The organism is Rhodoferax sp. MLSD5-FHT05B10, assembly GCF_058793415.1.
This window is the reverse complement of record NZ_JBXAFT010000002.1, coordinates 285,153-307,043: the sequence shown is the minus strand read 5'-3', so window position 1 is coordinate 307,043 and position 21,891 is coordinate 285,153. Positions and strand designations below refer to the sequence as shown.

At 65.5% G+C, this 21,891-nt stretch carries 26 protein-coding genes; 2 read left to right on the top strand and 24 right to left on the bottom strand.

All coding sequences use genetic code 11. The features are described 5' to 3' along the window. The first annotated feature begins 58 nt into the window (after nt 1–58). Nucleotides 59–472: a lactoylglutathione lyase gene (gloA, locus tag AC1Q5W_RS04110; protein ID WP_492643726.1), complete on the top strand. Its 414-nt coding sequence runs from the start codon at nt 59–61 to the stop codon at nt 470–472. A gap of 18 nt (nt 473–490) precedes the next feature. On the opposite strand, the gene AC1Q5W_RS04105 is transcribed toward gloA, so the two are convergent. The 7 genes from AC1Q5W_RS04105 to AC1Q5W_RS04075 all read right to left on the bottom strand — a co-directional run bounded on the left by AC1Q5W_RS04105 (nt 491) and on the right by AC1Q5W_RS04075 (nt 7,941). Continuing rightward, on the bottom strand, nt 491–982 hold the full coding sequence (locus AC1Q5W_RS04105) for a LapA family protein (protein ID WP_492643727.1): 492 nt from the start codon (nt 980–982) through the stop codon (nt 491–493). Between the two features lie 141 nt (nt 983–1,123). Beyond that, nucleotides 1,124–1,771: a bifunctional 4-hydroxy-2-oxoglutarate aldolase/2-dehydro-3-deoxy-phosphogluconate aldolase gene (eda, locus tag AC1Q5W_RS04100; protein WP_492643728.1), complete on the bottom strand. Its 648-nt coding sequence runs from the start codon at nt 1,769–1,771 to the stop codon at nt 1,124–1,126. Beyond that, the gene (edd, locus tag AC1Q5W_RS04095) at nt 1,756–3,615 is read right to left on the bottom strand and encodes a phosphogluconate dehydratase (RefSeq protein WP_492643729.1); all 1,860 of its coding nucleotides are present in this window, start codon (nt 3,613–3,615) and stop codon (nt 1,756–1,758) included. Before edd ends, eda begins: the two co-directional genes overlap by 16 nt. Nucleotides 3,616–3,715: 100 nt before the next feature. After that, nucleotides 3,716–4,264, bottom strand: coding sequence for a nucleotidyltransferase family protein (locus tag AC1Q5W_RS04090; protein ID WP_492643730.1), 549 nt, complete (start codon nt 4,262–4,264; stop codon nt 3,716–3,718). Nucleotides 4,265–4,286: 22 nt separating this feature from the next. Continuing rightward, on the bottom strand, nt 4,287–5,315 hold the full coding sequence (locus AC1Q5W_RS04085) for an XdhC family protein (protein ID WP_492643731.1): 1,029 nt from the start codon (nt 5,313–5,315) through the stop codon (nt 4,287–4,289). 23 nt (nt 5,316–5,338) lie between these two features. Further along, nucleotides 5,339–7,465 (bottom strand): xanthine dehydrogenase family protein molybdopterin-binding subunit, encoded by a 2,127-nt coding sequence (locus AC1Q5W_RS04080; protein WP_492643732.1) that lies wholly within the window; start codon nt 7,463–7,465, stop codon nt 5,339–5,341. Nucleotides 7,466–7,476: 11 nt separating this feature from the next. Beyond that, nucleotides 7,477–7,941 (bottom strand): (2Fe-2S)-binding protein, encoded by a 465-nt coding sequence (locus AC1Q5W_RS04075; RefSeq protein WP_492643733.1) that lies wholly within the window; start codon nt 7,939–7,941, stop codon nt 7,477–7,479. Between the two features lie 190 nt (nt 7,942–8,131). On the opposite strand from AC1Q5W_RS04075, the gene pdxH reads away from it, so the two are divergent. Next, a complete protein-coding gene (gene pdxH, locus AC1Q5W_RS04070; protein WP_492643734.1) occupies nt 8,132–8,770 on the top strand; it encodes a pyridoxamine 5'-phosphate oxidase in 639 nt (212 codons plus the stop codon). Nucleotides 8,771–8,779: 9 nt separating this feature from the next. Here pdxH and AC1Q5W_RS04065 read toward each other — a convergent pair whose 3' ends face one another. The 17 genes from AC1Q5W_RS04065 to trhA all read right to left on the bottom strand — a co-directional run bounded on the left by AC1Q5W_RS04065 (nt 8,780) and on the right by trhA (nt 21,888). Beyond that, nucleotides 8,780–9,322, bottom strand: coding sequence for a DUF3299 domain-containing protein (locus AC1Q5W_RS04065; protein WP_492643735.1), 543 nt, complete (start codon nt 9,320–9,322; stop codon nt 8,780–8,782). A gap of 24 nt (nt 9,323–9,346) precedes the next feature. Then, nucleotides 9,347–9,595: a hypothetical protein gene (locus AC1Q5W_RS04060; protein WP_492643736.1), complete on the bottom strand. Its 249-nt coding sequence runs from the start codon at nt 9,593–9,595 to the stop codon at nt 9,347–9,349. Between the two features lie 24 nt (nt 9,596–9,619). Continuing rightward, nucleotides 9,620–10,822 carry an ABC transporter permease gene (locus AC1Q5W_RS04055; RefSeq protein ID WP_492643737.1) on the bottom strand — a complete coding sequence of 401 codons (1,203 nt, stop codon included), beginning with the start codon at nt 10,820–10,822 and terminating at the stop codon, nt 9,620–9,622. Further along, nucleotides 10,819–11,487, bottom strand: a complete 669-nt coding sequence (locus AC1Q5W_RS04050; RefSeq protein ID WP_492643738.1) for an ABC transporter ATP-binding protein — start codon at nt 11,485–11,487, stop codon at nt 10,819–10,821. The genes AC1Q5W_RS04055 and AC1Q5W_RS04050 overlap by 4 nt, the downstream gene beginning before the upstream one ends. 59 nt (nt 11,488–11,546) lie before the next feature. Next, nucleotides 11,547–11,813, bottom strand: a complete 267-nt coding sequence (locus tag AC1Q5W_RS04045; RefSeq protein ID WP_492643739.1) for an HNH endonuclease — start codon at nt 11,811–11,813, stop codon at nt 11,547–11,549. 11 nt (nt 11,814–11,824) lie between these two features. After that, entirely contained in the window at nt 11,825–12,367 is a 543-nt protein-coding gene (msrA, locus tag AC1Q5W_RS04040) for a peptide-methionine (S)-S-oxide reductase MsrA (RefSeq protein ID WP_492643740.1), read from the bottom strand. A gap of 37 nt (nt 12,368–12,404) precedes the next feature. Beyond that, a complete protein-coding gene (locus tag AC1Q5W_RS04035; protein WP_492643741.1) occupies nt 12,405–13,490 on the bottom strand; it encodes an acyltransferase family protein in 1,086 nt (361 codons plus the stop codon). A gap of 9 nt (nt 13,491–13,499) precedes the next feature. Next, nucleotides 13,500–14,651 carry a hypothetical protein gene (locus AC1Q5W_RS04030; protein WP_492704080.1) on the bottom strand — a complete coding sequence of 384 codons (1,152 nt, stop codon included), beginning with the start codon at nt 14,649–14,651 and terminating at the stop codon, nt 13,500–13,502. A gap of 71 nt (nt 14,652–14,722) precedes the next feature. After that, nucleotides 14,723–16,027 (bottom strand): acyl-CoA dehydrogenase family protein, encoded by a 1,305-nt coding sequence (locus tag AC1Q5W_RS04025; protein WP_492643743.1) that lies wholly within the window; start codon nt 16,025–16,027, stop codon nt 14,723–14,725. Nucleotides 16,028–16,118: 91 nt separating this feature from the next. Next, nucleotides 16,119–16,781: a DUF799 domain-containing protein gene (locus AC1Q5W_RS04020; protein ID WP_492643744.1), complete on the bottom strand. Its 663-nt coding sequence runs from the start codon at nt 16,779–16,781 to the stop codon at nt 16,119–16,121. 9 nt (nt 16,782–16,790) lie between these two features. Beyond that, the gene (locus tag AC1Q5W_RS04015) at nt 16,791–17,147 is read right to left on the bottom strand and encodes a DUF4810 domain-containing protein (protein ID WP_492643745.1); all 357 of its coding nucleotides are present in this window, start codon (nt 17,145–17,147) and stop codon (nt 16,791–16,793) included. Nucleotides 17,148–17,178: 31 nt separating this feature from the next. Further along, complete coding sequence (locus AC1Q5W_RS04010; RefSeq protein ID WP_492643746.1) at nt 17,179–17,853, bottom strand: CsgG/HfaB family protein; 675 nt, start codon at nt 17,851–17,853, stop codon at nt 17,179–17,181. Between the two features lie 322 nt (nt 17,854–18,175). Next, the gene (ubiD, locus tag AC1Q5W_RS04005; protein ID WP_492643747.1) at nt 18,176–19,660 is read right to left on the bottom strand and encodes a 4-hydroxy-3-polyprenylbenzoate decarboxylase; all 1,485 of its coding nucleotides are present in this window, start codon (nt 19,658–19,660) and stop codon (nt 18,176–18,178) included. 17 nt (nt 19,661–19,677) lie between these two features. After that, the gene (locus AC1Q5W_RS04000) at nt 19,678–20,298 is read right to left on the bottom strand and encodes a UbiX family flavin prenyltransferase (protein WP_492643748.1); all 621 of its coding nucleotides are present in this window, start codon (nt 20,296–20,298) and stop codon (nt 19,678–19,680) included. Next, nucleotides 20,295–20,753 (bottom strand): putative zinc-binding protein, encoded by a 459-nt coding sequence (locus AC1Q5W_RS03995; protein WP_492643749.1) that lies wholly within the window; start codon nt 20,751–20,753, stop codon nt 20,295–20,297. The genes AC1Q5W_RS04000 and AC1Q5W_RS03995 overlap by 4 nt, the downstream gene beginning before the upstream one ends. A 2-nt stretch (nt 20,754–20,755) precedes the next feature. Further along, nucleotides 20,756–21,256, bottom strand: coding sequence for a ubiquinone anaerobic biosynthesis accessory factor UbiT (ubiT, locus tag AC1Q5W_RS03990; protein WP_492643750.1), 501 nt, complete (start codon nt 21,254–21,256; stop codon nt 20,756–20,758). Between the two features lie 14 nt (nt 21,257–21,270). Then, a complete protein-coding gene (gene trhA / locus AC1Q5W_RS03985) occupies nt 21,271–21,888 on the bottom strand; it encodes a PAQR family membrane homeostasis protein TrhA (RefSeq protein WP_492643751.1) in 618 nt (205 codons plus the stop codon). Nucleotides 21,889–21,891 lie beyond the last annotated feature (3 nt).

Below are 21,891 nucleotides of genomic sequence, written 5' to 3'. Positions count from 1 at the left end.
TTTGACGCCACAATCAGGGCCGGCACGTGATTCCTTTCAACCCACACCGCTCCTGACCATGCGACTTCTCCACACCATGCTGCGCGTCGGCAATCTGCAACGCTCCATCAACTTCTACACCCAGATCCTGGGCATGCAGCTGCTGCGCCAATCCGAAAACCCCGAGTACAAATACTCGCTGGCCTTCCTCGGGTTTGATGGCGGCAACCCCGGCCAGGCGGAGATCGAGCTCACCTACAACTGGGGCGTGGAACACTACGAGCTGGGCACCGCCTACGGCCACATCGCCCTGGGCGTGCCTGATGCCTACGCCGCCTGCGCCAAGATCAAGGCCGCCGGCGGCAACGTGACGCGAGAGGCCGGCCCCGTCCAGGGCGGCAGCACCGTCATTGCCTTTGTGACCGATCCGGATGGCTACAAGATCGAACTGATCCAGCGCGCCGGAAACGCCGAAGGTACCGGGCTGCGCTAGCCTGACGACATCGGTAGATCAGCCCGCGGAAGGTGGCGTCTTTGACTTGTCAAGGCGATCTTCCAACTCGCCTATATACGCTGCGAGCGTGTTTCCTGACTGCTCTATAGCCGTGCGAAGATTACTTTCGAGTCGTTCCGTTCTTGCCTCCTCTTCGGAATGGGACTTCGCATGCAGGTTTGCCAGCTTCAACAACTCTGCCTCTATGAGGCTGCGCAATTCGCTGAAACGGGATGCTTCTGCCTGGTCTGCAAGCTCTCGGCTCGCCTTCAATTCACGCGACTGCCGACGGGTTTCAAGAAGGGCCGAAGTCTGCAGGTAGACCACAAAAACGAGGAAAAGGACCGTAACAAAAATTAGCAGCCCAAGCATGGCAAGCCCCAATGGAATCCGGGCGGTAGTAAAGCCAAGCGACAGGTCGGTCGGCGTAATGAAAACATTCCAATTGAGCGCAGAGAAGGCAGCGATGGCCGCCAAAACGAGAAGCAACAACAGAGTAGAAAGCTTCATAAGAAACATCCCCAGTAATTGATCGAGTATCAAGGCCACACCCCGTGGCAAACGACGCCGGAACGCCTATGCCCCGCTGTCCACGCATCGCACTGTTCTTCAGCCACCATAGCCAAAAAGCCGCGCAGATCCCAGTGCCGCTTACTTGCGCAAAGCCTGCGTGTCCTTGGCCAGTTGGGTGATCTTGCCCCATTCTCCCTTAACCAGCGCATCGGCCGGCACCAGCCAGGAGCCGCCTACGCACACCACGTTGGGCAGCGCCAGAAACTCGGGAGCGTTCTGCAGGGTCACTCCGCCCGTGGGGCAGAAGCGCACATCGAAGAAGGGACCGCCCCAGGCCTTGAGCATGGCGGGGCCGCCGGCCTGCAGGGCCGGGAAGAATTTCAGTTCGGTAAAACCGTCTTCCAGCGCCTGCATGATTTCGCTGCCCGTGGCCACGCCGGGCAGCAGGGCCAGGCCCGCATCGCGGCAGGCCTGCCCCACCGTACGGGTGTAGCCGGGGCTCACCGCAAAGCGGGCGCCGGCTCGGGCGGCGGCCTGGGCATCGGCCGGGGAACGCACGGTGCCCGCGCCCACCACGGCCTCGGGCACCTCGCGGGCAATGGCCTGCATGCAGGCCAACGCCTGCGGCGTGCGCAGCGTCACCTCCAGCATGCGGATGCCGCCGGCCACCAGCGCGCGCGCCAAGGGCACGGCGTGGGCCACGTCGCTGAGCACGATGACGGGAATGACGGGGGCGTCCTGCATGACCTGCAGAGCGGACAGCGGTGTATTTACAGCCACGTGCATGCTCCTTCTTCCGCGGTCAGCGCGTTGCGGCGCATGTTGGCAAACAGTTCACGCCCCATACCCAGGCCGTTGGACACGCGCAGCGCATCGGGCATGGGCGACAGCAGGCGCGCGTCCCACTCGGCGGCATCGACCAGCACCTGCAGCGTGCCGGCATCGGCATCCAGGCGGATGCGGTCGCCGCTGCGCACCTTGGCCAGCGGGCCGCCGGCTGCCGCCTCGGGCGAGACATGGATGGCCGCCGGCACCTTGCCCGACGCGCCACTCATGCGGCCGTCGGTGACCAGGGCCACCCGGTAGCCCTTGCCCTGCAGCACAGCCAGCGGTGGCGTCAGCTTGTGCAGCTCGGGCATGCCATTGGCTTGCGGGCCCTGCCAGCGCACCACGCAAATCACGTCCTGGTTGAGCTCGTTGGCGTTGAAGGCGTGGTGCAGGGCCTCCTGCGAATCGAACACGCGGCACGGGGCTTCGATCACGTGGCGATCGTCGGGCACGGCAGACACCTTGATCACGCTGCGCCCCAGGTTGCCCTGCAGGAGCTTGAGGCCGCCGTGGACGCTGAACGGGGCACTGACCGGGCGCACCACGGACAGGTCCTGGCTGGCGCCGGCGTCGTGCCAGTGCAGCACGCCGTTTTCGGGGTGCGCGTCGGGAATGGCGGTGTATTCGCGCAGGCCGCCGGCACGCACGGTCAGCACGTCGGGGTGCAGGAAACCGGCGTCCAGCAGCTCGCGGATCACGAAGCCCGGGCCGCCGGCGGCCTGGAACTGGTTCACGTCGGCAGTGCCGTTGGGGTAGACATGGGTCAGCAGCGGCACCACGTCGGACAGGGCCGAGAAATCGTCCCAGTCGATGGTGATGCCCGCCGCGCGCGCCACCGCCACCCAGTGGATCAGGTGGTTGGTGGAGCCGCCGGTGGCCAGCAAGGCCACCATGGCATTGACGATGCTGCGCTCGTCCACCACCCGGCCAATGGGCGCGAAGCGCTTCGCCTTGGTGATGTCCAGCACCGTACGCACCGCTTCGCGCGTGAGTTCGTCGCGCACCTCGGCACCGGGGTTGATGAAGGCGGTACCCGGCACATGCAGGCCCATGGCCTCCAGCAGCATCTGGTTACTGTTGGCGGTGCCGTAGAAAGTGCAGGTCCCCGGGGCGTGGTAGGCGGCCGACTCGGCCGCCAGCAGCTCGGCGCGCCCGACCAGCCCCTGCGCCGCCTGTTCGCGCACCTTGCTTTTCTCGCTGTTGGACAGGCCCGAGGTCATGGGCCCCGCCGGCACGAACACGGTGGGCAGGTGGCCGAAGTGCAGCGCGCCAATCAGCAGGCCGGGCACGATCTTGTCGCACACGCCCAGCATCAGCGCCGCGTCGAACACGTCGTGGCTCAGGGCGATGGCGGTGCCCATGGCGATGGTGTCGCGGGAGAACAGGCTCAGCTCCATGCCGGCCGTGCCCTGGGTCACACCATCGCACATGGCGGGCACGCCGCCGGCCACCTGCGCCGTGGCGCCCAGGCGGCGGGCCTCGGTCTTGATGAGGTCGGGGTAGGTCTGCAGCGGCGCGTGGGCCGAGAGCATGTCGTTGTAGGCCGTGACGATGCCGATGTTGGCACCGCGCTCCACCACCACCTGGAACTTGTCGATGGACGTGGCGCGGGCCTTGTCGCCATCGGGCATGGCCGCAAAGGCATGGGCCACGTTGGCGCACCCCATGCGCTGCGCGCCGGGTGGGCGCGCGGCGGCGGCGTCCAGACGGGCCAGGTAGGCACTGCGGGCGGGAGCACTGCGCTCGCGGATGCGGCGGGTGACCGCTTCCACGACCGGATGGAGGGGGGACAGATTGGACATGATGCTATGTAACAAAATTACATCCTGGATGGTAACTGGGAAACCCCAAGCTGGGAATGCCCCCGGTTACCAACGGGGTACAAAGCGATCTGCCCCGCCGTCAGGCCAGCCGGGCGTTCCAGAGCGAACGAACCCGGACCAGGTCGTCCACCGTATCAATATCTTCCACGCAGCCAGGGTCCGTTACTATGAATTTTGTAGCTGTGTGCGCAGATACCACGGGGGCTGCGCCCTGATTTCCCTGCAAATTAGCCAGTGCCTCGCCACAGGTGCGGGTAAAGCGCACCGGGTGACCGCGCTGGCCGCCGTACAGCGGCAGAAGCACCTCGGTGGCCAGTGGCGCACAGGCGATCTGCAGCAGCGTCTGCGGCGCAATCAGGGGCAGGTCGGCCGGTAGCACCATCCACCCCGGAGCGTCCCACGTGGCCCGCACGGCGGCGGCAATGGAGTCGCCCATGCCGGGGTGGCCGGCCTCTTCCAGGTGCCAGCGCAGGCCACTGGCTTGCACCGCGTCCAGCGTGCGCTGCAACACCGTGCGCCCGGCCAGATCGGCCTGCAGCTTGTGGGTCTGGCCGCCGGATGCCTGAAACCGTTCGCCTCGCCCGGAGGCCAGCACTAGGACAACCGGCAGGTCGTGCGCGTCCGTCATGACTGATTCCCCTGGCTCCGGCTCAGGCCAAGGCGCAAGCGGACCGGCTAGGGACCTCCGGCACCGCCGCCACCCGGTTCTTGACCTGGACGATCTGCGCCACGATGGAGACTGCAATCTCGGCCGGCGTGCGGGCGCCCAAGCGCAGCCCCACCGGTCCGTGCAGGCGGTCCAGTTGCGCAGCCGACAAATTGAAATGCTCGGCCAGCCGTTTCTTGCGCGCGTCCTGGTTGCGCTGCGAGCCCAGGGCCCCCACGTAGAACGCGTCCGAGGTCAGCGCCTCCAGCAGCGCCATGTCGTCGAGCTTGGGGTCGTGGGTAAGTGCAACGATGGCGGTGTGGGCATCGGCCTGCAGCTCCCGCACCACGTCGTCGGGCATGCCTTCCACACGCTGCACGCCTGGCGCACCGTGGCCCGCCAGGGTAAAAGCGTACTCCTCGCGCGGGTCGCACACCAGCACCTCGAAGTCCAGCGCCGTGGCCATGGCCGCCACGGCCTGCGACAGCTGTCCGGCCCCAATCAACAGCAGCCGCCAGCGCGGGCCAAACAGGGTCGTCAAAGTGGAGCCATCAAAATGCATGGCCTGCCCCCGCACCGCATCGTGCAGGGTGACGGCGCCGCTGGCCAGCGTCAGGGTGCGCGCCACCAGTTGGTGCGCCGCAGTGCGCTCCAGCACAGCTTGCACCCAGGTGGTATCGCGCAACGGCTCCTGCACCAGGCGCAGGGTGCCGCCGCACGGCAGGCCGAAACGGGCCGCCTCCTCCTTGGAAACACCGTAGGCCAGCATGGCCGGCTTGCCGGTCGCCGGCTCGCTGCGCGGGTCTGTGGCGGCCTGCTGCATCGTCGCTTTCGTGCGGGCGATCAGGTCGTCCTCCACGCAGCCGCCGGACACCGAGCCGCTCACCATGCCGTCGCCGCGCACGGCCAGCAGTGCACCGGGCGGACGCGGCGCACTGCCCCAGGTCTCCACCACCGTCACCAGGCTGACGGCGTGCCCGGCCTGCTTCCAGGCCAGGGCATCGGCCAGCACCCGAAGGTCAAGGCTTTCCATTGCGGTTCTCGCGTTCGCCGGCGTCAGGCCTGTTTGATGGCATCGCCCGTGATGGGCAGCTTGCGCACGCGCTTGCCGGTCAGCGTGGCCACGGCATTGGCAATGGCCGGGGCCACCAGGGCGGTGGCCGGCTCGCCCACGCCGCCCGGGTTCTCGGTGCTGTCGACCAGAATGATGTCGATCTGCGGCGTGTCGCGCATGCGCACCAGTTGGAACTGGTGGAAGTTGGTCTGCTGCACGCGCCCCTTGTCCAGGGTGATTTCCTGCAGGATGGCCGCCCCCATGCCGAACACCACGCTGGACTGGATCTGGGCCTCCACCGTATCGGGGTTGACCATGCGGCCCACGTCGGCCGCCACCGTCACGCGGTGGACCTTGACGCCGCTGCCCTCCAGGCTGATCTCGGCCACCTGCGCCATGTAGGTGTCGTAGCCTTCCATGATGGCGATGCCGCGCGCGTGCCCGGCCGCCAGCGGCTTGCCCCAGCCGGCCTTTTCCGCCGCCAGCTTGAGCACGTTGGCAATGCGGGGCTGGTTGCCCAGCATGCTCATGCGGTACGCGTAGGGGTCGGTGCCGGCCGCCGTGGCCAGCTCGTCGATGAAGCTCTCGTTGGCAAAGGCATTGAGCGCGTGGCTCACCGAGCGCCAGTAGCCCACCCGCAGGCCGGCATCGTGCTTGACGATGTCGTGCTTGGTGGCGGGAATGTCGTAGCGCGCCACCGCGGCCTCGATCATCAGCGGGTCCTGCACCTCGGCCGGCAGGCCGAAGACGCGCCCGGTCACCGACTGCGAAGTCAGGCGGTAGGTCATGGCGGTGGGTTTGCCATCGGCCCCCACGGCGGCGGCCAGCGTGTTGACCGCCTGGGGCCGGTAGAAGTCGTGCGTCATATCGTCCTCGCGCGACCACACCAGCTTGACGGGCTTGCCCACGGCCTTGGAAATCTGCGCCGCCTGGACGATGAAGTCGAGGTCGATGCGGCGGCCAAAGCCACCGCCCAGAAAGGTGGTCTCAACGGTCACGTCTTCGGGCTTGAGCCCCACCGCCGCGGCCACCGTGCCCTGGGCGCCGTCCTGCCACTGCGTGGGGCCGATCAGCCGCATCTTCCCGTTGCGGAAATCGGCGGTGAAATTCATGGGCTCCAGCGGCGAGTGCGACAGCAGCTGGCTCACGTACTCGGCGCGGATGACCTTGGGCGCTGCCGCAATGACGGCATCGGCATCTCCCACCGCCTTGAGCGGCAGGGCCTTGCCGGTCTTGGACGCGGCGCGAATGCCTTCGAGCATGTTTTTCTCGTTGAGCGCAGCGCCGGGGCCCTCGTCCCAGTTCACCACCAGCGTCTTGCGCGCCATGTTGGCGCGCCACCAGCTGTCGGCCACCACGGCCACACCGTCGGGAATCTCCACCACGCTCACGACACCGGGCATGGACTGCGCGCGGGTGGCGTCAAACGACTTGACCTTGCCACCGATCACCGGACACTGCTCCAGCGCGGCGTAGACCATGCCGGGCAGCTTGACGTCGATGCCGAACTGCGCCGTGCCGTTGACCTTGGCCGGCGTGTCCAGGCGCCGGGTGCGCTTGCCCACGATGCGGAAGTCCTTGGGGTCCTTGATGGCCACTTTCTCGGGCACCGGCAGCTTGGAGGCATCGGCCGCCAGGGCGCCGTAGGTGGCCTTCTTGCCTTTGGGACCCAGGACCATGCCGTTGACGGCCTTGATCTCGCTGCGGTCCACCTTCCAGCGCGCGGCGGCGGCGCTGATCAGCATCTCGCGCACCTGCGCGCCGCCCACGCGCAGCTTCTCCCAGCCATCGCGCACCGAGGTGGAGCCCCCGGTGAGCTGCGGGCCGCCCAGCAAGGGGTTGCCGTAGAGCTTGCCGTTGGCCGGTGCAATTTCCACCTTGATGGCCTTGATGTCGACGTTGAGCTCTTCGGCGATCAGCATCGGCATGGAGGTGTACACGCCCTGCCCCATTTCGGAACGCGCCGAGAGCAGCGTGATGGTGTTGTCCTCGGCAATATGCACCCAGGCATTGGGTGCGTAAACCGCGCTGCCGGCGGCCTGCAGGGCGCCCGGCAGGGCAATGCCCATCAGCAGGCCTCCGCTGGCCAGGGCAGAAGTCTTGAGAAAGTCGCGACGTGAAGTGGTCATGCTGTTTCTCCTCAGGCTTTGCGCATCATGGAGGCGGCATCCTTGATGGCCGCCTTGATCCGGGGGTAGGTTCCGCAGCGGCACAGGTTGCCGTTCATGGCGGCATCGATGTCGGCATCGGTCGGGTTCTTGTTGCCCTCCAGCAGCGCGGCTGCGCTCATGAGCTGGCCCGACTGGCAGTAGCCGCACTGCGGCACATCGTGCTTGATCCACGCCACCTGCAGTGGGTGGGTATTGTTCTTGGACAGCCCTTCGACCGTGGAGACCTTCTTGCCCGCCACCGTGGACAGGGGCGTCTGGCACGCCTTGACCGACGCCCCGTTGACGTGCACGGTGCAGGCCCCGCAATACGACGCGCCGCAGCCAAACTTGGTGCCGGTCATGCCCAGCTCGTCACGAATGACCCACAACAGGGGGGTGTCGGGCTCGGCATGGGCTTCGACGGCTTTGCCATTGACCTGGAATTTGACGCTCATGGGGGTGTCTCCTGAAAGTGGAGCGAAAGGGCCTATACCACAATCGCAACAAACAGCTTAGACCTGGATCAAACAATCGCTATTCGGGTAAACCCCGGTGCGCGGGCAACTCCACGGACCGCCCGCCCGCCCCGCCCCGCCGGCGCCAGCGGGGTGCCAGGCCCCCCCCAGACCTCCCTATACTGCGGGCATGACTTCCATCGCCGACCTCCGCAAGAGCTACGAACGCGCCGAACTCGACGAGAGCGCCTCGCACAGCGACCCCCTGCAGCAATTCGACCAGTGGCTCCAGGAAGCCATTGCCTCCGAGGTGCCCGAGCCCAATGCCATGACCGTGGCCACCGTGGCCAGCAACCTGCGCCCCTCCACCCGGGTGGTGCTGATCAAGGGCTACGACGCGCAGGGCGTCACCTGGTACAGCAACTACGAGAGCCGCAAGGGCCAGGAGCTGGCGGGCAACCCGTTTGCCGCGCTGCAGTTCCACTGGGTGGAGCTGGAGCGCGTGGTGCGCATCGAAGGCGTGGTGGAGCGGGTCAGCGCCGAGGAAAGCGATGCCTATTTCCATACCCGCCCGCTGGACTCCCGCATCGGTGCCTGGGCGTCGCCCCAGAGCCAGGTGATTCCCGGGCGCAGCGTGCTGGTGGCCAACGCCGCCAAATATGGCGCCCGCTTCCTGCTGCAGCCGCCGCGCCCGCCGCACTGGGGCGGCTACCGCCTCAAGCCCGACCGCTGGGAGTTCTGGCAAGGCCGCAAGAGCCGCCTGCACGACCGTCTGCGCTACACGCTGGCCGCCGACGGCTCCTGGGTGCGCGAACGGCTGGCGCCTTAACGAGGCGCCCTACTTCACCGCCACCGCGTCGGTCACGCGGTAGTACAGGCCATAGGGGTCGTCGTGGAGGACGGCAAACTGCCCCTCCACCACCACGGGCTCCATCGAATACTTCACCGGGGTCTTGGTCTTGACTTCCACCATGCTCTCCGGCCCGCCGGGCACGCAGAACGCGCAGGTCAGCGGCACCGAGCTCAGTAAGAAGTGTTTCTGCTTTTCGCCCGGGTCCAGCGGCATCATGAAGCCCTGCACGCGCTGGCTCTTCTGGTTCAGGGCCAGGATGGGCGCAGTGAATACCGGCAGCATCCGGTTCTTCTCCACCTTGGTCTTAACGGCGGTCAGCACCGACCAGGGCAGCACATCGGCCCGCTCCTGCAGCGGCGGGAACGGGCTGTTGGGGGGGTGCACGCCAGGACCGGTACCCAAAGGCAGTGCGCCACCGCCCAGCGGCGAACTCAGCTGCGCCGAGGCCCCCAGCGGCAGCAGGCAGGCGCACAGCGCCGCCGCCAGTACGCTGCGGCGGGTGGAGGGGCGAATGGTGGTGCGTTGCATGGTGGACTCCTTGACCCGTCTATCTTAGTGCTCGTGCTTCATTCCACAAAACCGGCCAATGGCCAGCCCCTTGCAGGCCTGCAGCAATTCCTTCTCGCAGACTTCGTCTTTCTTGCCGGACTCCAGGCACTGGGCGGCAGCCTCGTGGGCGGCAGCCATGGCGCGGTGGCGGGCGATGTCCTGTTGGGTGTCGGCATCCAGCGGTTTCTCGGCCGCTATGGAAACCGTAGCATTCAACGCAATCATTGCGAGGGCTAGCAGTGTCTTATGCATCATTTTTCCTTGGTGGGGTAGAAGTTATCGGCCTTGCAGCAGCTCCAGCACGCTCACGCGGTAGGCCCCCAGCGCCGGCAGAATCGCCGCCGCCAGGGCCACACCCAGCGCCAGGACCGGCACCAGCGCCAGTTCTATCGGCCAGACCATGCCACCAATGAGCAGCGAGTGGTCCAGTTGCAGCATCCAGCCCAGTGCGGCCGTCAGCGCCTGGCCGGCGGCCAGCCCTAGCACGGCCGCCAGCAGGCCCAGCCACAGCGCTTCGGACAGCAGCAGCGCCGCCACCCGCCGCGGGGGCGCGCCCAGCATGCGCAGCAGCGCCAGATCGCCCCGGCGTTCGCGCACCGCGCTCCACAGGGCGATGAACACGCTCAGGCCCGCCGTGAGCAGGAGCACGCCGGCAAAGGCGCGCAGCACGTCGGTGCCCACGCCCAGCATGCTGAGCAGGCGGGTGATTTCCAGCGCGGGGGCGGCGGCCTGCATTTCGGTGCTGGAGTTGATGTAGCGCGGGAAGGTCATGGCCGCCATGGGCGTCTTGTAGCGCACCAGCGCCAGGGTCACTTCGCGCTCCTCCTCCATGATCTTGCGGTCTTCGTCGTCCACGGCGGTGTAGTCTTCGTGCACCTTCCAGACGGAGGCTGTGTCGGTGAGGATCAGGCGGTCCAGCACGCTGCCGGAGGGCGCCAGAATGCCGTGCACGGTGTAGGTACTGTCGCCGTGGACATGGCCTCCGGCACCCAGGCCGTGCGAGCCGACAAACGTGTCCCCCAGCTTCAGGCCCATTTTCTGGGCCACGGTGGAACCCAGCACCACCTGCATGGGCGCGTTCCACAGTTCGCCCTGGGCCAGCGTGGCCTGGTAGTGCGTAATGTAGTCGTGCGAGGTGCCCACGATGCGAAAGCCGCGGAAGTTGTCGCCCAGGCTGATGGGGATGACCTGGGCCACCAGCGGGTGCGCGCGCAGCGCCTGCACGGCCTTGAGCGGCACGTTGCCCGGCGGCACGTCGATGTGGAACACGCCCGAGAGAATGAGCTGCATGGGGCTGCCCTTGGCCCCCACCACCACATCAATGCCGGCCAGATCGCGGTCAAAGGCCCGGCTGAACTGGTAGTTCACCAGCAGCAGGAAGGTGATGGAAGCCAGCCCCAGGCTCAAGAGCAGCAGGTTGAGGGCCGCGCCCAGGGGACGGGACCACAGGTAGCGCCAGGCGAGTGCTATTGTTTTCATAGCTGTTTGCGCAGTAATTTCAAGGACTGGAAGCCGGTTTGGCCATCCGTTCCCGGGGGAATCAGGGCCGCTACGCGGGCGTCGTGGGTGGCAATCACCAGCGTGGCGCCCTGGGTGCGGGCGGTGGCCAGCAACAGCCCCACGGCATCGGCGGCGGCTTCGTCGTCCAGGCTGGCCGTGGGCTCATCGGCCAGGATCACGCGGGGCTGCGCCAGCACGGCGCGCGCCAGCGCCACGCGCTGCGCCTGCCCGCCCGAGAGCTGCGCGGGCTTGCGCTGGGCCAGGTCCTGCACGCCCAGGGCACCCAGGGCGGCGTCGATGCGCGCCGGGTCTTGCGGCTGGCCGCCCGCCCATTGCGCCATGGCCAGGTTCTGCGCCACGGTGAGTGCGGCGCTGAGGTGCAGTTTCTGGGGCAAGAAACCGATGGCCCGGGCCCGCCAGGCGTCTGCCGCCACCGGTTTGAGCGCGGCCAGCGCCTGCCCCGCCACCGTCAGGGAGCCCGCCGTGGGCGCCACCAAACCGGCCACCAGCGCCAGCCAGGTGGACTTGCCGCAGCCAGAAGGACCGCTGAGCAGCAGCACCGCGCCTTGGGCAACATCTACGTCGGGAAATTCCAGCCGGGGGCCGTTCGGGTAGTGGTAACCCAGTTGGAGCGTTTGAATCATGGCCGGTCAGAATAGCAAAGCGGCATAAAGTTCCCGCAGCCCGGACCGGACCGCCTTGGTCAGCCCGCGCGCGGGCGCACCGTGCCAGCCAGCTCCGTGGACGGCGTGACCGTTCCCTTGGCGTGGCGCTGGTTGTTGCAGAAGTCGTGGCTGATGGCCAGGTTTTCGAGGTGGCTGCTGCCGCCCTCGCTCAGCGGGCGGATGTGCTCCAGCGTGGCCGCGCCGGGCAGCACGTGTTCGCCACACACCCAGCAGGGCACCGTGCCGTGCAACTGGCGGGCTACGGTCTTGTAGATCTTGTCGCGGGTGAGGGCCAATCGGCTCATGGGCGCGCGGCTCAGGTCTTTTGCAGCCGCGCAAACGTCTTGCGGAACTTGGCCACCTTGGGCGCAGCCACCGCCATGCAATAGCCCTGGTGGGGGTTGCGGGCGAAGAAGTCCTGGTGGTAGTCCTCGGCCGGCCAGTAATTGGACACCGGCAGCACTTCCGTGACGATGGGGTGGCTGTACACGCCGCTGGCCGCCATCTCGGCGATCACGGCCTGCGCCACGGCCTGCTGCTCGGGCGTGCTGGTGTAGATGCCGCTGCGGTACTGCGTGCCCACGTCGTTGCCCTGGCGGTTGAGCGTGGTGGGGTCGTGGATGACAAAGAAAATCTCCAGCACCTCGCGCGTGCTGATCTGCGCCGGGTCATAAACCAGCTTGACCACCTCATTGTGACCAGTGGTGCCTGTACACACTTCCTCGTAGCTGGGGTGCTGCAGGTGGCCGTTGCTGTAGCCGGATTCGACATCGAGCACGCCGCGCACCTGCACGTACACCGCCTCCGTGCACCAGAAGCAGCCGCCGCCCAGGGTGATGGTTTCAGTAGCAGAGGACATACAGGGGGTCTCCGTCAATCGGGTTGCGCCAGTGGCTCTAAAGCCGGCGCAAGCCGTGTTGGGCGCTCCAGCGCGAAAGCGGTATCTCGACATGGTACGCAAACCCCAGCGCCACTGCCGTGCAGGCGCCCCAGCTGACCAGCAGCGCAATGAGCCCCGCCAGCGGAGTCGTCAGCCCCGCGTGCACGAACAGCGCATTCGCCAGCATCAGGACCGGAAAATGCACCAGAAACAGGGCGTAGGACGCCTGACCCAGCACCGACACCGGCCGCACCAGCACGGTGGGCAGCGCCGGCACCCGCTTGTGGCGCCATTTCACCGCACGCGGCCAGAGCTTGGTGCCCAGCCACAACGCCACGGCCAGCGCCAGGGCAATGCGCCCCCGGAAATCCAGCGCCAGGGCCGAGACGCCGATCAGGGCCAGCAGGGCCAGAATGAGCCCCGGGCGGCGGGACTTGCCGGCCCATGCGGCCACCGCCCCCATGCCGTAGGAGGCGAAAAAATAGAGCGCCCAGTTGTCCCAATCCGGATCGCGGTTGAAGTGAAACAGCGACAGCAGCAGCAGCCCAACGACCAGCGCCCGCGCCAGCTTGCGGGCAAAGGCGTGCCCCCGCCCCACTTGGTGGGCCAGCCACATGCACAGGGCCATCAGGGCAAAGAGCTGGAAGTCGATCGCCACATACCAGGCACCAGCCGACAGCGCCTCGTACCCCAGCACGCCGTGCAGCAGCAGGGCATGGGCCAGCACCTGCGGCCAGGTGGGCGCGGCGGGAATGTATTCATCGGGCATCCACTGGCGCACCGCGGCGGCGCAGGCGGCCGAGATGGCCAGCGCCACCAGAAACGGCAGGATGAGGCGCTGGTAGCGACGCAGCAGCGTACGCCACAGCGGGGCCGGATGCGCACCGCCCGAAGGCTCCAGGCTCTGGGTCGCCAGGTAGCCCCCCAGCACCAGAAACGCCTGCACCATCATGCGCGCGTAGTCGTACAGCCATTCCATGAGGTCGGGTGCGGCAATGCTGATGGCATCCCCTATGGGCCCATAGGCCGCAAAGTGGTGCAGCACGATGCTTTGCGAAGCTAATATTTTCAGCGCATCAATATGCGCGCGGCGAGACTGCATGACGGGAAATCAGGGAGCCGGCAGAACCAGATCAGCCGTTCCGGGGCGGACCCACCGCGCAAACTCACGGGTGGTATCAATGCAGCCTCCGGCATCGGTGTAGATGCCGCGGGCCTCACGGTAACGTTCCATGACGGCCATGATACGCCGGAGCTCGGCGGGCTGCTGCAGCGTGGCTTCAATGCACATGGCCACCTTGTCCTCGTCGATGCGTTCCTCACCCTCAGCGTCGCGGTAGAGACCATGGCGCCAGTGGTAGATCTCCAGGCATTTCTGCATCAGGGTATAGGGCTGGTCGCGCTTCCAGAAATTGGTGAACAAGCCGCCGCCCAGGTACATGACCCAGGAGCCCTCGAACCCGGACGCCTCGGCCGAGGCTTCGTCGGGGTTGCGAAACCAGGTGCGATCCCCCGGCACGAAATAGTGCGGCGGCAACGGCGCCTCCATGGAGCCCTGCTCGCGCAGGAACACCTCGTGGAATTCGCCCGACCGGATGGGCCGCTGGGTCCACAGGGTCTGCAACTGCTGCAGCAGTGCCGGGTTGCACGTCTGCAGTTCCTGTGCGATGCCCAGCACGATGACGTACTCCGACGCGCGGTAGCAGGAGAACGAATACAACGCGCCCGAGACCTCGGGCTGGGTCGCCTTGGTCAACGCGGTGATCAGCGACACATTGGGCCGGATGACGAAGCCCCGGTCTTCGTCGTAGGTCCAGCAATCTTCCGGCCGCTCGGCCTCGGAGGTGTGAAACGCCAGCGTGGTCTTGCGGGCCGCCTGCACGATGTTGTGCCGGATGCGCACGGCCGACAGCAACTCGTCCACACTGGGGAACTCGAAAGCCACCGGCCCCATGAGTATGGCCACCACGATCTCGCGGGTCAGGTCGTCGGGCCGGTTCTGGGTGTCGAGGTGCAGGGTATCGGTGAGCTGCAGCGTGTCGTGGCCGGGCGCCCAGGCCTCGCGGGTGGCGTCATCGAGCCGCAGGTTCAGGTACGCACCCAGGGCATCGTGCCCGACCGACGCCAGCACATGGGGCAGCAGGTCGGGCGCCTGAAGCTGCGCCAGAACGTCCTGGCAGGCGTGGGCCGCGTCCATCGGCGCAGGAAATCGGACCACCAGGCCACTGCAGGAGCTGATGCACGGGTTGCCTGGGGTGTTCATCTGCTGTGCGTGTCTTTCCGTGGTCAAACTTTTTGAATGACAGGCAATATACCCGAGGACCATGGGCCCTCTCAGCGGATGCGCGGTGGTGCCTGCAGCTGCTCGGGCGTGGTGAAGTAGGCCGCCGTGGAGCCGGCACGCGCCCGCCCCTGGGCCAGCTCATGGCGGGCCACGGTGCGCAGGTGCACTTCGTCGGGGCCATCCATCAGGTGCAGGGCGCGGCCCCAGGTCCAGAAGAAGGCCAGGGGCGTGTCGGGCGACAGACCCATGGCGCCAAAAATCTGCATGGCACGGTCCACCACGCGCGACTGCAGGCGCGCGGCCACCACCTTGATGGCCGCCACCTGGGCGCGCAGCACACCGGGCTCGACCACGCCGGCGGGTTGGTCCAGCATCCAGGCCACCTGCAGCACCAGCAGGCGGGCCTGGTCGATCTCCATGCGCGACTCGGCAATCCAGTCCTGCACATTGGAAAAGTCCGACAGGTATTTGCCAAAGGCCTGGCGCTCCAGCGTGCGCTCGGTGGCCAGCGCCAGCGCCAGCTCGCACTGGCCAATGGCACGCATGCAGTGGTGCACGCGCCCCGGCCCCAGGCGCGCCTGCGCCATGGCAAAACCGGCGCCCCAGGCACCCAGCAAATGGTCAGCGGACACGCGCACGTCGCGCAGCACGATCTCACAATGCCCTTCGGGCGAGTGGTGGTGCACCACAGGAATGTTGCGCACCACCTGCACGCCCGGCGTATCCAGGGGAATGAGCACCATGCTGTGCTGGTGGTGGGCGCTGGCATCAGCCCCCTCTTCTTCTGCATCGGAGGTGTTGCGGCACATCACGATCATCAGCTTGCACTGCGGATGGGACACGCCGGTGATGAACCACTTGCGGCCATTGAGCACCAGTTGCTCGCCCTCGCGGCGCACGGTGGTCTGCAGATTGGTGGGGTCGCTGGAGGCTACATCGGGTTCGGACATGGCAAAGGCCGAACGCATCTGGCCATTGAGCAGGGGTTCCAGCCACTGCGCGCGCTGCGCGGGCGTGGCAAACCGGTGCAGCAACTCCATGTTGCCGGTGTCGGGCGCGCTGCAGTTGAACACCTCGGGCGCCCAGTGCAGGCGGCCCATGGTTTCGGCCAGCGGCGCGTAGTCCAGATTGCTCAGGCGGGTGCCGGGCTCACCGGCCTCCAGGCAGGGCAGGAACAGGTTCCACAACCCCTCCTCCCGCGCCAGGGTCTTGAGGTCTTCCAGAAACGGCGGCGGGTACACGCCGTCCTGCACCGAACGGTGCCAGGCCGCGTTGTAGGGCAGCACATAGCGCTGCATGAAGGCATCCAGGCGTTGGCGCAAGTCCTGCGCCCGGGAGGAATGTGCAAAGTCCATGCACCTATTGTCGTCGGCGGGTGGGGTGCCGTCTGAACGCAGGTGACAGGGGCTTGAACAACCCATGCCCCCGCGCTCACATTCCAGAAGCTCAATCCTTGCCGTAATTTGGCGAGCGCGGACCGTACAACACGCCGTTAAGCATACCGGGTGACAACAAACGGGCGGTAGTGATGCCTGCCACTTGATGACTTTGATCCAAAACATTCGCCATCACTTGCTTGACGATGGCCGAAATCAGCAAGCCAGCCAATCCACCCTGTTGTTGGTTCTGCCCCTCCTCACTCGACGCCGAAGCGGAACCCGTCCACAGCAACTTGCCAGTTTTCAGGTCTACCAATTTGGCTTCGGCAGCAACCACCGAGGCGCTATTGACCACCTGATACACCGTGCCGTACTTGGAAATGGTGACGTACAGAACCGCATCTGCGCCAAAAATCTGTCGCAACTTGTCGGCCGACGTTGCATGCATATCGGCCGGCTGTGTCATCCCGTTTTCCTTGAAAGCTTCGGCCACCAACGTTACGGGCATGACATAGTAGCCAGCCTCAGCCAACGGCCGGGTAGCGTACGACAGCACGCTATACGAGGCTTGCACCTCAGGCGTATTGTTCAAGGGGGGAAGAACCAAAATGGACTTGGGTCGGCTTTCTTTGTACGCGGTGTAATCGAATGCCTTTTGCGTCGCGCATCCCGTCATAGCGATTGCGCAGATCACGACCGCCAGTATTTTGAAGTAGTTTTTGCAGTACATAGGGCTCCCTTATTTTTTGAAGTTACGCAACAGGAAGTCCATGAACGTTTCCGATTCAGGGTACTGTTTCTTCTCCGCCCGCATTTGCTGGGCAAATTGATCCAATTTTCCTTGCTGCCCATAGAGCAAACCCAAATGCGCGTAATACCCTGGTGGAACAGCTCCACCACTAGCCCGAATTTTTTGCAGGTCTTCTTCCATCAACTGTGTTTGCGCATCCGGGCTCAGCTTATCGCCACGGAAGTAGGCATCCACGTTAGCCTGGTAGCCCTGCCATTGATAGAGGGTGGTCGGTTTGGTGGCGCAGCCACCCAGCACGGCAGAGACCAGCAAAATTGCGGCCACGCCCAATCGAATTTTTGACATGTGTTGTTTCCTCGATGTGTAGAGAGTGATATCAAGGAGCTGGACGCCACGCGCCACTGTCGATGCCGGTAACAAGATTGTTCACCGCGTCACGAATCGCAAGATCAAGCACCTTTCCATTGAGCGTGGAGTCGTAACCTGCCGTTCCACCAAAGCCGATAACTTCACGTTCAGACAGGCTGTATTCACCAGCGCCTTGTGAAGAAAACACCACTTCCGACGTCAGCGTATTCACAATATTCAAATTGACCTTGGCATAAGCAATCTGCGTTTTCCCACGCCCCAGAATGCCAAACAACTGGCGATCGCCTACATCCTTGCGTCCAAACTCCGTCACGTCACCGGTTACGACAAAGTCTGCTCCCTTGAGTTTTTGAACTTTTTTCTGGATAGCCGCCTCTTCCTTAATTTCCGTCATGTTCGTACGGTCCAACACGTTGAAGCGGCGACTCTGCTGCAAGTGGGTGACCAGAATCGTTTGTGCCTGACCTCCCAAGCGATCTACATTGTCAGAAAACACACCACGCAAAAAAGATGATCGGTTGTCGAACTTGCCAACTGATATGGGAGTGCGTGGGCCGCTATATGTTTGCCCCGCAGACTCCACTTTTTGAATGGGTAGGGTCCTTGATTCTTCTTGATGGGCACATCCGCCAAGAACCAAAACCACCGTCAGCAAGCATGGCGGATAAATATTATTTTTCATGTAAAAGCAATTCCCTTAGTTAATGCCTCATTGGCCATTGAGTGACTTATGCACCCCACCAAAGAGGCGCAATAAATGTACCAAAGAAACATCCAGCGATTGATAAAACGGGGGAGCGTTGGGGCAATTCGCGACAGAAATTAACGAATACAGAAACCCACCGCAAAGGACTGCCCTGCCCCGGGGATTCCACGTCAACGCATCAATTCGTCGGAAATATAAAAATCCGCTGCATTTCGCGCGCCTGCGTTTTCAAACATTTTTTTGATCTATACAAGCAGCTATACATTCGATAGCAAACTTCGCACAAGCAGCAGATTGCTTACAACCCCAGTGCGTCAAACACCCCATCCATGCGCTGCTGCACATCGGCATCCATGGTAATGGTGCGGCCCCATTCGCGTTGCGTCTCGCCCGGCCATTTGTTGGTGGCATCCAGCCCCATCTTGCTGCCCAGACCGCTCACGGGGGAGGCGAAGTCCAGGTAGTCGATGGGGGTGTTTTCCACCATCATGGTGTCGCGCACCGGGTCGACACGGGTGGTCAGGGCCCAGATGACTTCCTTCCAGTCGCGCACGTTCACATCGTCGTCCACCACCACGATGAACTTGGTGTACATGAACTGGCGCAGGTGGCTCCACACGCCCATCATGATGCGCCGGGCGTGGCCGGGGTAGGCCTTCTTGATCTGCACCACGGCCATGCGGTAGCTGCAGCCTTCGGGCGGCAGGTAGAAGTCGGTGATTTCAGGGAACTGGCGCTGCAGCAGCGGAATGAACAGCTCGTTGAGCGCCATGCCCAGCACGGCCGGTTCGTCCGGCGGCTTGCCGGTGTAGGTGGAGTGGTAGATGGGGTCGCGGCGCAGGGTGATGCGGTCCACGGTGAACACGGGGAAATCGGCCTGCTCGTTGTAGTAGCCGGTGTGGTCACCGTAGGGACCTTCCAGCGCATGCTGGTAACCGCTGGGGTGGGTGGCGTCGGGGTAGATATGGCCTTCGAGCACGATCTCGGCGCTGGCGGGCACCTGCAGGTCGCTGCCCAGGGCCTTGACCAGTTCGGTGCGGCTGCCACGCAGCAGGCCGGCAAACTGGTACTCCGAGAGGCTGTCGGGCACGGGGGTGACGGCACCCAGGATGGTGGCCGGGTCGGCGCCCAATGCCACGCACACCGGATAGGGCTGGCCAGGGTTCCTGGCGCAGTGGTCGCGAAAGTCCAGCGCGCCGCCACGGTGCGCCAGCCAGCGCATGATGAGCTGGTTGCGCGAGAGCACCTGCTGGCGGTAGATACCCAGGTTCTGGCGCGCCTTGTGCGGCCCGCGGGTGATGACCAAGCCCCAGGTGATGAGCGGCGCCACGTCGCCCGGCCAGCAGTGCTGCACAGGCAGGCGGGCCAGGTCCACGTCCTGGCCTTCCCACACCACGTCCTGGCACGGGGCCGAACGCAGTTCCTTGGGCGCCATGTTCCACAGGGTCTTGAGCAAGCTGCGCATGCCCACCATTTCCTTGAAGCCCTTGGGCGCCTCGGGCTCCTTCAGGGACGCCAGCAGCTCCCCAAACGGGCGCAGGCCGCTCAGGGATGCAACCCCCATGGCGCGCGCCACGCGTTCGGGCGTACCAAACAAGTTGCCCAGCACCGGCATGCTGTAGCCCGTGGGGTTTTCAAACAGGATGGCAGGGCCACCGGCGCGCAGCACGCGGTCGCACAGGGCGGTCATTTCCAGGTGGGGCGACACGGGCTGGGCCACGCGGCGCAGTTCACCTGCCTGCTCCAGCTGGGCCATGAAGTCGCGCAGGTCGCGGTAGGGCATATCGGTAGGGGCTCGGGTTAATCGGCGGCGGGCGTTAGCGCCTGCCCTTGCCAGCGCAGCGCCAGGGTGTGGGGCAGGTCCAGCAGATCCAGCACGCGCGCCACGCTGGCGTCGATGATGTCATCCACCGTTTGCGGGCGCAGGTAGAACGCCGGCATGGGCGGGCAGACGATGGCGCCCATTTCGGTCACGCTGACCATGTTGCGCAGGTGCACTAGGTGCAGGGGCGACTCGCGCACCATGAGCACCAGGCGGCGGCGCTCCTTGAGCACGACATCGGCGGCGCGGGTCAGCAGGTTGTCGGACAGGCCGTGCGCCACGGCCGCCAGCGTGCGCATGGAACACGGCGCAATGACCATGCCGCTGCATTGGAAGGACCCGCTGGCAATGGCGGCGCCCACGTTGCGCGCGTCGTGCACGCAGTCGGCCAGAGCCTCCACCGCCGCCCGGTCCAGGCCGTGCTCCTGCTGCACGTTGCGCCAGCCGGCGTCCGACACCACCAGATGGGACTCCACGCCCGGCATGTCACGCAGCGCCTGCAGCAGGCGCACGCCGTAGACGGCGCCACTGGCGCCCGAGATGGCAACGATGATGCGCCGCGGCACAGGAGCCGCCGCGTGGGCTGGGGTGGTGCTCATGCGGACGTCGCAACCATTTCGCGCGCCTGCGGCGTGTCCTGGCAGCCCCGCAGGCAGGCATCCCCCGCCCCGGTCGTTCCGGTCAGCGGCGCGGCCAGCAGATCGGCCTGCACGCGTTGCAGCACCATGGCCGCCTGCTCGGCGTCAAAGTCTTCGTGCTTGCGCTTTTTCACGCCATATTGCTGCAACTGGTAGTGGCGGTCGGCGGCGATGCCGTGGCGCGCCAGGCTGCTTTGCACGCACACCAGCGGGCAGCCGTCGAGCGCGATGATGGGTCGGCCGGACTGCGCAATCTTCAACAGGTGGGGCACGTCGCCGCCCACGCCGGCAATGCACGACATTTCGGCCACGCCGTGGCGGTCCAGCCGCAAGGCCACGTGGTTGGCCAGTTGCGCCGCACTGGAGCACCCCGAGCAGGAATACACCAGCGGCAGGACGGCTCCCCGCTCCTTCATGCCTACTCTCCGGGATGGTGCGCAGGCGCGGTAGCAGCACGCCGTGGCGCAAAGCGGGCGAGCACCTGGCTGGGCGTCCATTGCTGCAGGTCGAACACCGGCAGCTCCAGCGCATCCAGCGCATTCTTCACCACCAGGCCCAGCTCGGTATCCCCTTCCATGGACAGGCGGCGGCTGAAGAACAGGGTGTCGGGATCTTCCTGGCGCTGCGCCAGGCGCAGGAAATCGTGTGCGCTGGCGCTGATGGTGAGGTCGGTCTCCGACTGTCTGTGGCTGGCCATGAAGCGATCACCGGTGCAGGTGTAGTCGAACGTCAGGCGTGCGTCGCGCACCTGGATACGCAGTTTTTTGCCCAGCAGGATCTGGCGCACATCCGCCGGAAGATGCGGTACCAGGACCCGGTTGAGCGCTGTCACCAGCAACACCGAACCCGGATAAGCCGGCAGGCGCGCCAGCACGGAACCCACAGTGGGCGGCAGCAAAAAGGGAGCAGATGGGTTCATGGCAATCCAGTCAATCAGGCGACAAAAAACAGCACGGTAAAGAAGTGGCAGCTACTGCCCGCCAGCACAAACAAATGCCACACGCCGTGACCATGGCGGACCTTGTGGTCCGTGGCGTAGAAAACAATGCCCACCGTGTAGAAGGCACCCCCCGCGGCCAGCCAGGCAAAGCCCAGGGGTGTGAGCGCATCCCACAGGGGCGACACCGCCACCAGCGCCAGCCAGCCCATGAGCACGTAGATGACCAGTGACAGCACGCGGGCGCCCTTGGCAAACCAGATTTCCTGCAGGATGCCCAGCAGGGCCAGCCCCCACACCACACCCAGCAGCGACCAGCCCCAGGGCCCGCGCAGCGACACCAGCGCAAACGGCGTGTAGCTGCCCGCGATCAGCAGATAAATGGAGCAGTGGTCGAGCTTGCGCAGCACCGCCTTGGCGCGGCCGCGCACGCTGTGGTAGAGCGTGGAAGCCACATACAGGGCCACCAGCATGGCGCCGTAGACGCTGAAGCTGACAATTTTCCAGGGGTCGCCGAGGTGTGCCGCCAGCCCGACCAGAACGGCGGCTCCAGCCAGCGCCAGCCCCGCACCGATGAGGTGGCTGATACTGTTGAAGCGCTCACCGTAGTACATGGT